Source organism: Solibacillus sp. FSL W7-1464, from assembly GCF_038004425.1.
Lineage (GTDB): Bacteria > Bacillota > Bacilli > Bacillales_A > Planococcaceae > Solibacillus.
On sequence record NZ_JBBORC010000001.1, the window covers coordinates 2023617 to 2038320 of the forward strand.

At 40.0% G+C, this 14704-nt stretch carries 11 protein-coding genes; all 11 read right to left on the reverse strand.

Translation table 11 applies throughout. From position 1 onward, the window contains the following. Nucleotides 1–40: 40 nt before the first annotated feature. Nucleotides 41–1165 (reverse strand): Ger(x)C family spore germination protein, encoded by a 1125-nt coding sequence (locus MKZ25_RS09840; RefSeq protein WP_340801306.1) that lies wholly within the window; start codon nt 1163–1165, stop codon nt 41–43. Then, complete coding sequence (locus MKZ25_RS09845) at nt 1140–2255, reverse strand: GerAB/ArcD/ProY family transporter (RefSeq protein ID WP_340801308.1); 1116 nt, start codon at nt 2253–2255, stop codon at nt 1140–1142. The genes MKZ25_RS09840 and MKZ25_RS09845 overlap by 26 nt, the downstream gene beginning before the upstream one ends. Next, nucleotides 2252–3595 carry a spore germination protein gene (locus MKZ25_RS09850; protein WP_340801309.1) on the reverse strand — a complete coding sequence of 448 codons (1344 nt, stop codon included), beginning with the start codon at nt 3593–3595 and terminating at the stop codon, nt 2252–2254. The genes MKZ25_RS09845 and MKZ25_RS09850 overlap by 4 nt, the downstream gene beginning before the upstream one ends. Before the next feature lie 156 nt (nt 3596–3751). Further along, complete coding sequence (gene leuD / locus MKZ25_RS09855) at nt 3752–4342, reverse strand: 3-isopropylmalate dehydratase small subunit (RefSeq protein WP_340801310.1); 591 nt, start codon at nt 4340–4342, stop codon at nt 3752–3754. Between the two features lie 12 nt (nt 4343–4354). Beyond that, on the reverse strand, nt 4355–5764 hold the full coding sequence (gene leuC, locus MKZ25_RS09860; protein WP_340801311.1) for a 3-isopropylmalate dehydratase large subunit: 1410 nt from the start codon (nt 5762–5764) through the stop codon (nt 4355–4357). 68 nt (nt 5765–5832) lie between these two features. Then, entirely contained in the window at nt 5833–6933 is a 1101-nt protein-coding gene (leuB, locus tag MKZ25_RS09865; RefSeq protein WP_340801312.1) for a 3-isopropylmalate dehydrogenase, read from the reverse strand. A gap of 125 nt (nt 6934–7058) precedes the next feature. Further along, a complete protein-coding gene (locus tag MKZ25_RS09870; RefSeq protein ID WP_340801313.1) occupies nt 7059–8603 on the reverse strand; it encodes a 2-isopropylmalate synthase in 1545 nt (514 codons plus the stop codon). Nucleotide 8604: 1 nt separating this feature from the next. Beyond that, nucleotides 8605–9618, reverse strand: a complete 1014-nt coding sequence (gene ilvC / locus MKZ25_RS09875) for a ketol-acid reductoisomerase (RefSeq protein WP_079526917.1) — start codon at nt 9616–9618, stop codon at nt 8605–8607. Nucleotides 9619–9736: 118 nt separating this feature from the next. Next, nucleotides 9737–10252 carry an acetolactate synthase small subunit gene (gene ilvN / locus MKZ25_RS09880; RefSeq protein WP_008403681.1) on the reverse strand — a complete coding sequence of 172 codons (516 nt, stop codon included), beginning with the start codon at nt 10250–10252 and terminating at the stop codon, nt 9737–9739. Beyond that, nucleotides 10249–11997, reverse strand: a complete 1749-nt coding sequence (gene ilvB / locus MKZ25_RS09885) for a biosynthetic-type acetolactate synthase large subunit (RefSeq protein WP_340801314.1) — start codon at nt 11995–11997, stop codon at nt 10249–10251. Before ilvB ends, ilvN begins: the two co-directional genes overlap by 4 nt. A gap of 439 nt (nt 11998–12436) precedes the next feature. Next, on the reverse strand, nt 12437–14107 hold the full coding sequence (gene ilvD, locus MKZ25_RS09890) for a dihydroxy-acid dehydratase (RefSeq protein WP_340801315.1): 1671 nt from the start codon (nt 14105–14107) through the stop codon (nt 12437–12439). Nucleotides 14108–14704: the final 597 nt, after the last annotated feature.

Genomic DNA, 14704 nt, shown 5'->3' on the forward strand with positions numbered 1-14704 from the left:
CTTCAAACATACGATTTGAAGTCTTTTTTATTCATATTATTCACTGAATGGATCCTGTACTTTTAATTCCTGGTTTCACCGTCAAGTTGACTTTAGCTTTTTTATAGGCTTCCTTCCATTCCTCAACGGTCATGCGCCGATTATGTAATACTTTCGCTTTGTAATCGATGCCGAAACCTAAAGGATCGTAGCCGCTTTTTTTCATCTCCGTAATAAAAGCCATAAATTTCTCTTCCGATTCTTTTTTCAGTTCTTCATTATACTTTGGAAGATTTTTATTTATCATTGGTTTATGTGATTCCGCTATCGAGCCGTATAAACTAATATTAATATTAAGTTGGATTTCTGAAGGATTAATAACTTTCACATTATATTTTGATTTGACCGTATCGATATTGGCAATAAAATGATCTCCATCCTCCTTTATTAGTAAATTCGCATGTTTTACACTTCGGGACAGCATATTATAAATCGAAGTATTTAATGAACCCAATTCGAGCGGTTCTTTATTGAGTGCAAGCAGTAATGATTTATTAATTTCAAAATGCTGATCTTCATCATTTATTTCTATAATCGGCAGCACACTATCGATCCCGTCTTCTTTAATATTTCTTCTGAACTCAAACAGGTGGGTCGTTACAATATAAGGTGTTGTCGTACCATTACTGTCAAAGTAATTAAAAAGTTCAGGATAGGCGGCAGATTCCCCTTGCGGAATCATTTTAATAATATCTTCCGCATTAGGACGTCCGACAGCTATCCAGGAAATCATCTGTATATCAGGTCTGCGTATTAAAAAGTCCAAAATTTCCTTGTTTTTATCTTCCTTCACCAATTCCTCACCGAGGACAATAAGTTTTGAATGTCCAAATTCAAGCTCCTTGTCCGAATAGGATTCCATTATACGAATCGCTTCTGAAAGCGTTTCGCCATTCTCCGATAAATAGGAATACTGAGGTTCTGTTGCCTCTGTAAAAGATCCGGTCGGTTCATATAGCTTCAATGTAACTTTGTACGGTTTTTCCTCATCATCGGAAACGTCCAGGGCGATCATTGCAACAAAAACACTCTTATCAATGTCTTTAAATGCGCAGCCGGTTAATAGAACACTTCCTAATACAATTAACAGTAAATTTACTTTAATTTTCAGTGGCAGACTCGTCATTTTTCATCCTCCTGTTAATGTAAGTAAACAATAGGATTATCCCTGGAAAAATAAACACCATACCAGCATAAAAATAACTTGAATACTGAAAAAGCTGATACTCTGTTAATACGGTTACAAAGTATAAAGAGATACCAACAAAAATTGGAAGAGGCAAAAAAATCCCGATCACTTTATCTTTGTATTTAATTTTTTCCAGATTAAATGTAAATTTTAAAAACTCTACCGCCGCATGCCAGTGAATGAGTATGCTCAAAAAGGCAATCCCTAAATAAAACAGTAAAAACATGAATAACACACGTTCAATAATAAAATAATCCATCCTGATCGAATCGGTCGTAGAAATCCACGGATAGACAAGTTCATTAATACCTTCAAATCCATTAAACCCTATCGGTATGAAATACGTTGTAAATAAAGTCCCAATCGATATTAGAACGATAAACATAATCTGTTTAAAGCCAAATTTCTGTTTATCCGTAAAATATCGATTGAATATAAACAGATTGGCAGCACCCAAAAATAAAAAAAAGCAAGCAGAAAATGAATGCCAGTTCGGTACTTGATTAATATATAAAGCCGCTTCCCTAACAAAATCCCAATTTAAACTTCTGCTGCTGTATGCTTTAAAAAATATGAAAAGAATCAAAGGACTTGTGATAATCATAATCATCTCAACGGTGTACAATACCCGGTCTGTTTTTAATATACAGCCAAAAATCACCGCAAATATAAGGGTCAGGCAAATTAGAATAATCGGCATTTCAGGACTTAAATAGCGTATAAGTAAGAATGTAAATGTTATTAGCGTAATAAGTCCTGCAACAAACCATAAGACAGCAAGTATAAAAACGAAAGGCAAGTAAAACCATTTGGAAGTAGTCTTTTCCAGCAGTTCCGGTAATGTTTTACCTGGATACTTAAGGAAAAATTTTGTGTACAGTGTTACAAGAATCACACCTGCAGCAATTGATAAAAGCATGGAAATGACAGCACCATCATTATGGTAATGGAGAAGGATAGCTGGTACCGAAGCAATAATATTTGCAACCATATTAATGATAATTAAATAGTAATAAAACCTGCTCATGCTTCCTCCCCTGCCTTCGCTTTACTTGACTTCTTTTCATTAAATTTCAGATACGGTTCACCGAAGCTGTCGATACTTACTAAATACATAATCAATGCATAAAGCGCTAAAGTCAGTCCTGCCAAGCCGAGTATTGTTGCCGCAAGGATGAAAAAAAAGCGAATTACCCGAATGGAAAATGCCATTTCATTGATCGGAATAACGAAAGTTGAGATTGCCACCGCCGACACTATAATAACCATAATATCCGATGCAAGGGATGCTTCCGTTACAGCCGTCCCCAAAATTAACCCCCCAACGGTAGTAGCCGTTGCACTGATAGTTTTCGGCAGTCGTATACTCGCTTCCAGCAGCATTTCCATAAAAAACAGCATGAACAGTACTTCCACAAATGAAGAAAACGGAACCCCAATACGGCTTCCTGCAATTGTCAGAGCGAGTTCTGTCCTGAACACTTCCGGCGCGAATGAAGTAATACCGATATATAGACCCGGTAAAAGAAGACTGATAAATAGCCCAGTATAACGAAGGAATTTAAGAAAATACGATATATAAAACGAATGGTAATTATCCTCCATCGATGTCATAAAATCGAAGAAATATACAGGGGCAATCAGTGCTTGAGGGTTGCCATCCACCAATATTATAACTTTGCCTCCAGCCAAGTTATAGACGATCCGGTCCGGACGTTCGGTCATAATCAACTGTGGAAATAACGAATACTTTTTATTATTGATATAGTTGCTTAGTTGAACCGTGGATGTAATGACCTGCTTATCCACTTGCTGCAACTTTTCCGTGATGAGTTTCAGCGCATTTTTATTTACTTTTTCTTTGTCGTAAATAATCGCCATTTTGTGATTGTTTACTTGCCCTATCGTGGAATATTCAACATATAACGTCGGCTGATGATAATCGGATCGAATAACATTAATATTGGTCGCAATATTGTCGCTTAGTGCAAGCTGTGAACCGTGTATTGTTGTTTCAACCGATGCTGAATTCGTCTGATCATTGAAAGAACATTTCAGATCCAGCAAATAAAATTTATTCTGTATGAAAAGCACTACATTGCCGTTCAGCACTTCAGTTTTCAGCTGCTCCTGCGACTTGCTGTCCTGAAATTGGGGCAAAGCTTTTAAATATCGAATGTATTTCATTTCTGATTGCATCTCAAAATAAGGTTTAATGACAATTTGTTGAAGCAATTCCACATCGATAAGCGGCTTTATGTAAAATAGCTCTGCTTTTTTATCATCATCTTCCAGCGTCTTCATCGTTAATTCATTTGTATCTTTGAATTGTTCATTAATCCACTTAATGTTCTCTTCTGAAGACATAGTATTTCTCCAATCTCAGCTAAACTTTTTTATAGAATGCCCAATAGGAGAAATAATATTCAAGAAAGGTTAAATTTGGTTAAGTAGAAAAGCGGCTGGGATATAAGACAAAAAAGCCTCTTACAAAGGGAAAACCCAAAGTAAGAGGCTTGTAGATTAGTAGGCTACGCGGTTTTTTTCGTATGCTGCAATTTGCTCATCATACTGGAATGTAAGAGAAATTTCATCCCATCCATTTAATAACATTTGTTTATAGTATGGATCGATTTCAAACGAATACGTTTTTCCGTAACCTGTCGTAACTGTTTGCTGTTCTAAATTAACTTCAATTGCCTGTGCTTCTGCCAAACCTTTTTCTAAAAGTTCGTCACATTCGCTTTCCGTTAATTTAATCGGTAAAATACCGTTTTTGAAGCAGTTATTGTGGAAAATATCTGCAAAGCTTGGTGCGATGACAACCCGGAATCCGTAATCAAGGATTGCCCATGGTGCGTGTTCACGGGATGAACCACAGCCAAAGTTATCTTGTGCAACTAGAATTTCCGCATTTTTATATTCTGGTTTATTTAACACGAAATCTTCGATCGGATTGCCGTTTTCATCAAAACGCCAGTGATAAAATACAAATTGTCCGAATCCTGTGCGTTCGATGCGCTTTAAAAATTCTTTCGAAATGATCTGGTCTGTATCGACATTTTTGCGATCAAGTGGTGCATAAATGCTATTTACTATATTAATCGGTTTCATGCTGATCTCTCCTTATGCTTCCTGCTTTTGTAGCTTACGAACATCGACAAAACGTCCGTGAATTGCAGCAGCTGCTGCCATCGCTGGTGATACAAGATGTGTGCGTGCACCTGCACCTTGACGTCCTTCAAAGTTACGGTTAGATGTTGAAGCACAACGTTCACCCGCCGGAATAACATCTTCATTCATCCCTAAGCAAGCAGAACAGCCAGATTCGCGCCATTCAAAGCCGGCATCAAGGAAAATTTGATGTAGACCTTCTTCTTCTGCCTGGCGTTTTGTCGACCAGGAACCAGGAACTACAATCCCTTTAACACCCGGTGCAAGCTTTTCGCCTTTTACAATGTCAGCGGCTGCACGTAAGTCGTTAATACGGGAGTTCGTACAAGATCCGATAAATACATGCTGGATTTCAATATCCGTAATTTTTTGGCCTTCCTGCAGATCCATATATTTCAGTGCCTTGTTTAAAGCGGATTTATCAGTTTCATTGTCATAATCCGCAGCAGTAGGTACTGTTTTCGAAACGCCGACACCCATCGCTGGATTTGTACCCCAAGTTACAATCGGCTCAATTTCCTGTGCATCAATTTCTAAGACAACATCATATGTTGCATCTGCATCTGAAGCAAGACTTAACCAGTATTTTGCCGCTTCCTCAAATGTTTGTCCTTGAGGTACATGACGGCGACCGCGTAAAAATTCAACTGTCGTTTCATCCGGTGAAATCAGGCCTGCTTTTGCACCTGCTTCAATTGACATATTACAGATTGTCATACGCTCTTCCATAGAAAGCTTGCGGATTGCTTCACCTGTGTATTCCACGATATGTCCTGTACCGATACCGATTCCCCATTTAGCAATAATTGCTAAAATAATATCTTTTGCTGTAACACCAACGCCCAACTCACCGTTCACACGGATTTCCATTGTTGGCGGCTTTAATTGCCATAATGTTTGAGTCGAAAGTACATGTTCAACCTCCGATGTCCCGATTCCGAATGCGATTGCGCCGAATGCACCGTGAGTTGCTGTATGTGAATCACCGCAAACGATTGTTTTACCAGGTTGCGTAAGACCTAACTCCGGTCCGATAACGTGAACGATCCCTTGATCCGGATGACCGATATCCGCTAATTCGATACCGAATTCTTTTGCATTTTCAGCAAGTGTCATAATTTGTTTTTTTGCGATTGGATCGTTGATCGTCGGCAGATTTTTAGTCGGTACGTTATGATCCATTGTTGCGAACGATAGATCTGTACGACGTACTTTCCGTCCTGCCAGACGTAGTCCTTCGAATGCTTGAGGACTTGTAACTTCATGAATTAAATGCAGGTCGATATAAAGTAAGTCCGGCTTTCCTTCTTCACGATGTACGACATGCTGTTCCCACACTTTTTCAATAATATTTTTCCCCATTGTTCTCACCGTTCCTTAACCATATATAGTGTTGATATCCAAAACATCAACAAATTTTGCAATTGAAATTAGTTATATGAAATCATAATGCTGTCTGATACGAAGCTTGCATCGATTTCGTTCAATACTTTTTCTGTCCATTCCTCAGTCGATAATGTACGAGTATGTTCCTGAGCTAAATCGGCTGTGTAGTAGCCATCTTCGAATACGGCTGCAACAGCACGTTCGATTTCTGCCGCTTCTTCTTTTAAGCCGAATGAATATTGAAGCATCATTGCTACTGAAAGAATTGTTGCTGCCGGATTTGCAACACCTTGGCCAGCAATTTCTGGTGCCGAACCATGTACAGGCTCATAAAGTCCAAAATTATCACCGCGAATTGATGCAGAAGGTAAGACACCAAGTGAACCCGTAATAACAGAAGCTTCATCACTTAAAATGTCGCCGAATAAGTTTTCTGTAACGATGACATCATAATGACCCGGGTTTGTAATCAATTTCATTGCCACTGAGTCAACTAAGTTGTGTTCTGTTTCTACATCTGGGTACTGCTTTTTCTTTTCTTCTACAATTTCACGCCATAAACGGGATGTATCCAGTACATTTGCTTTATCTACCGAGCAAAGTTTTCCACGGCGTAAACGTGCTAATTCGAATGCATTTTCAACAATACGTTCGATTTCTTCACGGGAATACACACATGTATCAATAGCACCTGCATCTGTTTTTTTACGTGGCTCTCCGAAGTATAGCCCTCCTGTTAATTCACGGACGATCATTAAGTCTACATTTTCCGCAACTTCACGCTTTAATGGAGAAGATGCAAGTAAACTTGGGAATGCTTTTACAGGGCGTAAATTCGCAAATAAATCAAAGTGCTTGCGGATTTTTAATAAACCTTTTTCCGGACGCAATGCTGGCGGGTTGTTATCCCATTTCGGACCACCTACTGCACCTAATAAAATGGCATCACTTGCTTCACACATCGCAATTGTCTCTTCCGGTAATGGATTATTATACTGGTCAATTGCAGCTCCGCCGATTGCCGCATAGTTTAAATGAAATGTATGGTTAAAACGTTTCCCGATTACTTGTAATACTTTTACTGCACTTGCAACAACTTCAGGACCAATGCCGTCACCTGGTAGTACTGTAATTTTCTTTTCCATTTGTAAAACACCTTTCTTTCTACGTGAAGTAACTTGATGTAGAAGCGCCACCAATTAAGATGGCGCTATTATTCATATCATGAGCTTGCCATGTTTTCCATTACGGAAACCACGTTGTTATTCTATTAAACCGTAATTGCCTGTTTATCGCGTATTTGCTTTTGGATAAGCTGTCTGTTCACTGCATTTAGATACGCTTTTGCGCTTGCTTCCAGCACATCTTGTGCGGAGTCGCGTCCTGTTGATGTATAGCCGTTATATTTCATATTAATGACCGCTTCTCCAAGTGCATCGCGTCCTTTACCGACTGATTGTACCCGGTAGTCCAAAATATTGACTTTGCCTCCAACTAGCTGTTCAAGTGTATTAAAAATGGCTTCGACTGAACCTGATCCTGTTGAGGCAATTGTTTTCAACTCACCTTCAGGAGTCATAACTGATGCAGTAGCTGTAGGTATATTTTCAGTACCGTATTGGACTTGCACCGATTTCAGTTCAAATAACGGAACATCTTCTATTGAAACTTGCTGCTCAGTCAAAATCGTTGTTAAATCTTCTTCAGTCACTTCTTTTTTGCGGTCGGCCAATTTTTTAAACTCAGCGAAAGCTTTGTTCAGTTTTTCATCCGACAGCTGGAAGCCCATTGTTTCTGCGCGGTCACGGAATGCGGCACGACCTGAATGCTTTCCTAAAACTAATGGAATATCATCTTCACCGATTAGTGCCGGTGAAATGATTTCGTATGTTTCCGGATTTTTCAGGACACCATCCTGGTGAATACCCGATTCATGCGCAAATGCATTTTTACCGACAACCGCTTTGTTCGGCTGAATGACTACGTTTGTTAAACGGCTTACCATCTGTGATGTACGTTTAATTTCTTTTAAGTTCAAGCCCGTTTCAACACCGTAGAAGTCTTTACGAATATGTAGGGCAACACCGATTTCTTCCAATGCGGCATTTCCTGCACGTTCACCTAGTCCGTTAATCGTACATTCTACTTGGTCTGCACCGTTTTCGATCGCTGCCAATGAGTTGGCAACCGCCATTCCTAAATCGTCATGACAATGTGCAGAGAATTTAATCTTTTCTGCACCGATCACGTTTTCACGTAAATAACGGAATAAAGCGCCGTATTCTTCCGGTGATGCGTAACCAACCGTATCTGGAATATTAATCGTTGTTGCACCAGCTTTAATAACTTCCTGGCAAATACGAACTAAAAATTCCTTGTCTGAACGGAAACCATCTTCTGCAGAAAATTCTACAAGCGAGAATTTTTCCTTGGCATACTTTACAGCAGTAACAGCTTGCTCGATTACTTGATCCGGATTTTTCTTTAGCTTATATTCCATATGGATCGGGCTTGTTGCGATAAAAGTATGAACATGTGGCTGCTCAGCATGACGTATTGCTTCCCATACTGCATCGATATCGCTTTTCACAGCACGTGCTAAACCTGTGACAATTGAATTTTTCACCGTTTTTGCGATTAACGATACCGCCTCCAAGTCACCTGGAGATGAGGCAGGGAATCCCGCCTCAATAATTGTGACACCTAAACGCTCTAGTTGTTTTGCGATTTCTACTTTCTCTGCTGTATTTAAGTTAATGCCAGCCGACTGTTCTCCATCGCGCAATGTTGTATCAAAAATGTCAATTTTCCTCATATTATTTCACTGTAACCTTTTGTTTTCCTTGGTTGATGAATGGCATCATAGCACGTAATTTTTCGCCAACTTCTTCGATTTGGTGGTTTGCGCCAGCTTCTTTGAATTTTGTATATTCAGGGCGACCGTTTTCGTTTTCAGCGATCCAGCGTTTCGCAAATGTACCGTCCTGGATATCTGTTAATACATCTTTCATACGCGCTTTTACTGATGCGTCGATAATACGTGGACCTGAAACATAGTCTCCCCACTCCGCTGTATCAGAAATTGAGTAGCGCATTGTTGCCATACCGCCTTCGAACATTAGGTCAACGATTAATTTAAGTTCGTGTAATGTTTCAAAGTAAGCTAATTCTGGTTGGTAACCTGCTTCAACTAATGTTTCGAAACCTGCTTTAACAAGTTCAGTTGTACCACCGCAAAGTACTGCTTGCTCACCGAATAGGTCAGTAACTGTTTCTTCTGCAAATGTAGTTTCAAGTAATCCGCCACGTGCTGAACCGATTCCTTTACCGTATGCAAGAGCTAAATCACGAGCTTGACCAGTCGCATCTTGGTGGATTGCGAATAATCCTGGTACGCCAGCACCTTCAGTGAATTGGCGACGTACTAAGTGACCTGGGCCTTTTGGAGCTACTAGGAATACGTCTACATCTGCAGGTGGTTGAATTTGACCGAAGTGTACGTTGAAACCGTGTGCGAACATTAACGCTTTACCTGGTGTTAAATGTGGTGCGATTTCAGCTTCGTATACTGCTTTTTGACGCTCATCCGGAAGTAGGATTTGGATAACATCCGCTTCTGCAGCAGCTTCTGCTACAGATTTTACTTCTACGCCATCTTCTTTTGCTGCATCATATGATTTACCTGGGCGGATACCAACTACTACATCAAAACCTGATTCTTTTAAGTTAAGCGCATGGGCATGGCCTTGTGAACCATAACCGATGATCGCGATTTTTTTCCCTTGTAATACTTGCTCGTTAATTTCGTTTTCATAATACATTTTTGACATTTTCATTTCCTCCAATTAAGTGAATGTTTTTTTATTTTGTAATTCGGGCTTCAGATGTCATCCTCCACCCTGTTTGTAAATCCAATGTTGTATAGCTTGTCGGTGATGCTTTTATTGCCTATTTTAAAATCGATAATTGCGGGCTTTCGATTTTTTGCGCTTCACGGATGGCTGCTGTAGCACCTGTACGTGTTAGCTCTTTAATGCCGTATGGACGGAGCAGTTCGATAAATGCATCGATTTTTTCCGGGTGACCGACTACTTCATATGTCACGACATTTTTTGATGTATCGACAACCTGCGGGCGGAATGGTTCAACGATTGCATTCATCTCCAGTCGCAAGTTTGGCGGTGAAACTACTTTTATCAGCGCCAGCTCTCGAAGGACAATCGCTTTTTCTGTAATATCGTTTACTTTTAATACATCAATTTGCTTCGAAAGCTGTTTGATCAATTGTTCGATTTTATTTTCATCTTCAACATGGACGATGAAGGTCATTTTCGAAAAATTCGGCTGCTCTGTATGGCCTACTGTAATCGATTCAATATTGAATTGACGTTTCATTAATAAGCCAGTCACTCGGTTCAAAACGCCGCTTTGGTTAATGACTGTTACTGTCAGCACTCGCTTCATGGCTTCTTCACTCCAATCATTTCATGTAATCCTTTACCAGGCGCAACCATCGGGAATACGCTCACAAGCTGCTTCACTCGGCAATCAATGACAACCGGTTCATCCGAATTGATCGCTTCGTCAAAGATTGCTTCTGCTTCTGATAAATTATCGATGCGGTAACCTTTTATGCCATATGCATCGGCAAGTTTAACGAAGTCCGGCTGGATAGGCATTAAACTTTGTGAATAACGCTCATCATAGAATGTTTCCTGCCATTGACGTACCATCCCTAGACAGCTGTTGTTAAGGATTACTACTTTTACCGGTAAGTTAAATTCTTTTAGTAATGCAAGCTCTTGGTTTGTCATTTGGAAACCGGCATCCCCGACAATTGAGATAACCTTTTTCTCGGGCTTTGCAAACTGTGCGCCGATCGCTGCCGGGAAACCGAAGCCCATCGTCCCTAAACCGCCTGATGTTACCCAGTTATGAGGATTATTTAAATGGTAATATTGGGCTGCCCACATTTGATGCTGTCCAACATCCGTTGTAATAATCGCTTCACCGTCTGTCAGTTTATGAAGGATTTCAACTGCCTGCTGCGGTAAAATTTCTTCTCCTGCGTCTTCATACCATAGCGGATATTTATCACGGCTATCATTTAAGTAATGTGTCCATTCCGTCGTATCCGGTCCTTGGAAATCTTTTTTCAGCAGTGCAAACAATGCTTCTTTTGCATCCGCAACAATCGGAATATCAGTCGGTACATTTTTTCCGATTTCTGCCGGATCGATATCGATATGGATAATTGTAGCGTTCGGTGCAAATGTTGCTAAATTTCCTGTTAATCGGTCATCAAAACGTGCACCGATATTAATTAATAAGTCGCATTTAGTAATTGCGTCATTTGCCGTTGCATAACCGTGCATCCCAGCCATTCCGTAGAATTGTTTATGCTGTCCGTGAATGCTTCCTAAACCAAGTAATGTATTTACAACCGGTAAATTATATTTTTCAATAAATTCTGTCAATTGTTCGCGTGCATCTGCGAATAATACTCCTGCACCAGCAAGTACTAAAGGTTTTTTAGCTAAGCTTAATGCTTGGATCGCCTTTTGGATCTGCAGGTAGTTCGGTTTTGTTGTCGGCTGGTAACCCGGTAAATAAATATCTTCCGGTGCTTTAATTTCATCCAGGAACACAGTTTGTGAGATATTTTTCGGGAAGTCAATAACAACCGGTCCTTTGCGTCCTGTATTCGCAATATGGAATGCTTCTTTCACGATTCGAGGGATATCCGCTACGTCCTGCACCTGGTAGTTATGCTTTGTGATCGGTGTTGTGATGCCCATAATGTCGGCTTCCTGGAATGCATCTGTACCGATTACGGATGTTGCCACCTGCCCTGTAAAAATAACTAACGGAATCGAGTCGATCATCGCATCGGCAATACCTGTTACGAGGTTTGTCGCTCCTGGTCCTGATGTCGCGATTACTACACCCGGTTTATTCATAACACGTGCATAACCTTCTGCCGCATGGATTGCACCTTGTTCGTGGCGTGTCAGAATGTGACGGATCGGATTGCGGTAAAGCGCATCATAAATTTGTAACACTGCCCCGCCCGGGTAACCGAAAATAATATCAACATCTTGTTCATGCAGTGCCTGGACTAAAATATCCGCACCGTCTCTCGGTTTTGTTACTTGTTGTTGTTCTTCGGGCTTTTCGATTTCTTGATTTACTGAAACGTTTGCACTCATAGTAATTTCTCCTTCCTTTTTTAAAACTTTATATGTGAAGTCATTTTTTTATAAAAAGAAAAAGCCTTTTTCTCCGCACGCAAAAGAAAACCTCTTACGTAGGGATGAAAAAGACTTTTCATGGTACCACCCTCATTTATAACATCGACGAACATGCTCTCCTAAAAGAGACAGGTTTATCTAGTTACCTCGTGAACCGCCTGAGCCTCTTTATTTCAAAATTCCCCTTAGGAAATTTGTGCAACTAAACAAAGAGAACGGTTCATTAATAACGAGCAATTCGAATATGCCCGGAGCTATCTAATGGCGAATGCGTTTAATAGCTCACTCCGAGGGGATGTCGGATATAGTTGTATCGCCGGCTTCCACCAATACCGGCTCTCTGGTAAATACAAGACTCTATATCCTTTAACCTCATCAACGTTTTAATGTATTCAGATTATATTTTCATTACGCCGCCTTGGGAAGCATTTGTTACTAATGCAGAGTAACGTGCCAACCAGCCGCGCTTAATTTTTGGTTCAAATGGTTTTAAGTTTTGACGACGCTCTGCAAGGAGTTCGTCGGAAACCTGTAAATTGATTGTTCTGCTTGGCAAATCAATAATAATTGTATCGCCATTTTCGACTAATGCGATTGGTCCGCCTTCAGCCGCTTCAGGAGAAATATGACCGATTGAAATACCGCGTGATGCACCTGAGAAACGGCCATCTGTAATGAGCGCTACTTTCGTTCCTAATCCGCGTCCTTGAATCGCTGAAGTTGGTGCCAGCATTTCCGGCATACCCGGCCCGCCTTTTGGACCTTCATAGCGAATGACAACTACATGTCCTTCACGTACGATGCCATCATCGATTGCCTGCTGTGCTTCTTCCTGTGATTCAAAGACAATCGCTTCGCCTGTAAAGGTTTTAATAGAAGGATCAACCGCCCCTACTTTAATTACCGAGCCTTCAGGGGCAATATTTCCGAACAATACGGAAAGTCCTCCTACAGCACTATATGGGTTATCCTTTGTACGAATGACACGATCATTCGTAATTTCATAGTCTTTCACAAGCTCACGCATTGAAACTCCTGCGATTGTTGGTCTGTCAGGGTGAATTGCCCCTGGAATTTTTGTTAATTCATTAATAATCGCCTGAACACCGCCAGCTTTTGCAATGTCATCCATCGAAATGTCCGATGCCGGCATAATTTTTGCTATATAAGGAACACGTTCTGCTACTTTATTAATGTCTTCAATGTTGTAGTCAATTTCTGCTTCGTTGGCGATTGCCAGGGTATGAAGCACTGTATTTGTAGATCCGCCCATTGCCATATCAAGAGCAAAAGCATCATCAATCGCTTCTTTTGTAACAATGTCACGTGGTTTTACATCTTCTTTAATCATGCGTACTAAGTGTTTCGCTGCTTCGTAAATTAATTCTTTACGTTTTTCGCTTGTTGCAACGATTGTACCGTTACCCGGTAATGCCAATCCCAGCATTTCCATTAAACAGTTCATTGAGTTGGCTGTGAACATTCCCGAACAAGAGCCGCATGTTGGACATGCATTGTTCTCGATATCAAGTAGCTCTTCAGCTGTCATCGTACCTGCTTTATGTGCACCGACCCCTTCAAAAACACTCGTTAAAGATAATGTTTTACCTGAAGAAGAAGTACCTGCTTCCATTGGTCCTCCTGATACGAATACTGAAGGAACATTTGTACGAACAGCCGCCATTAACATACCCGGTGTAATTTTGTCACAGTTTGGTATGTAGAACACTCCGTCAAACCAGTGTGCGTTAATAACCGTCTCAGCCGAATCGGCAATAATTTCACGTGATGGCAATGAATAGCGCATCCCGATATGCCCCATGGCAATTCCGTCATCGACTCCGATTGTATTGAATTCGAATGGAATTCCGCCTGCTTCAATAATCGCTTCTTTTACGACATCCGCGAATTCTCGCAAATGGACATGCCCTGGAATAATATCAATATAAGAATTACATACACCGATAAATGGCTTTTCTAAATCTCTCGCCTTTACTTTACCTGTAGCGTATAAAAGACTACGGTGTGGAGCTCGGTCAACTCCCATTTTAATCATATCACTTCTCATTTTAAACGCCCCTCAACGTAATGCTTTTACTCTAGCTGTTTTTTATATGTTCGATTTTCGGCTAAAATTTCAAATATTCAAAATTTTATATTTAGAAAGTATCGAATCTTTTACACCATATAAGCTCACATCAGAATGTCGCTTGAGTGATGTGGTGTACTAAATTGTTGTTATCATAGTACGAAATGAACTACAACGTCAACACTATTTTTTGAATTTTTTATACAATTCAGAAACTATGAATTTATTGCAATCGCTTTCATCCTTATTGATGTTGCCTTTTTACTCTTTCGTCACACTTTTTACATAAATTGAATTTTTAAAATTTTTTGTACATATTTATTGACCCCGGATCTTTTTCTGCATAAAAAAGAACCTAGCGCCTATTCAGGCTAGATTCTATTAAGTATCGCAATCTATTAGAGTAATAATAATTCAATAGCAAAGTTCAATATGATTAAACTGTGGATTCCTGCAAAAATTAACCCTTGACGGTTCAGCTTCCTTGTAATTGCCATTTCCATATTAATCACCCCGTTTATTTGATATCCTAACTATACTACAACAGGATTAAAAAATCAAAATATTTAGAATATT

What these genes read in the sequence shown, in the direction of transcription:
- MKZ25_RS09840 (WP_340801306.1), bottom strand. Translation starts at nt 1,165, where the DNA reads ATGACGAGTCTGCCACTGAAAATTAAAGTAAATTTACTGTTAATTGTA.
- MKZ25_RS09845 (WP_340801308.1), bottom strand. Translation starts at nt 2,255, where the DNA reads ATGAGCAGGTTTTATTACTATTTAATTATCATTAATATGGTTGCAAAT.
- MKZ25_RS09850 (WP_340801309.1), bottom strand. Translation starts at nt 3,595, where the DNA reads ATGTCTTCAGAAGAGAACATTAAGTGGATTAATGAACAATTCAAAGAT.
- leuD (WP_340801310.1), bottom strand. Translation starts at nt 4,342, where the DNA reads ATGAAACCGATTAATATAGTAAATAGCATTTATGCACCACTTGATCGC.
- leuC (WP_340801311.1), bottom strand. Translation starts at nt 5,764, where the DNA reads ATGGGGAAAAATATTATTGAAAAAGTGTGGGAACAGCATGTCGTACAT.
- leuB (WP_340801312.1), bottom strand. Translation starts at nt 6,933, where the DNA reads ATGGAAAAGAAAATTACAGTACTACCAGGTGACGGCATTGGTCCTGAA.
- MKZ25_RS09870 (WP_340801313.1), bottom strand. Translation starts at nt 8,603, where the DNA reads ATGAGGAAAATTGACATTTTTGATACAACATTGCGCGATGGAGAACAG.
- ilvC (WP_079526917.1), bottom strand. Translation starts at nt 9,618, where the DNA reads ATGTCAAAAATGTATTATGAAAACGAAATTAACGAGCAAGTATTACAA.
- ilvN (WP_008403681.1), bottom strand. Translation starts at nt 10,252, where the DNA reads ATGAAGCGAGTGCTGACAGTAACAGTCATTAACCAAAGCGGCGTTTTG.
- ilvB (WP_340801314.1), bottom strand. Translation starts at nt 11,997, where the DNA reads ATGAGTGCAAACGTTTCAGTAAATCAAGAAATCGAAAAGCCCGAAGAA.
- ilvD (WP_340801315.1), bottom strand. Translation starts at nt 14,107, where the DNA reads ATGAGAAGTGATATGATTAAAATGGGAGTTGACCGAGCTCCACACCGT.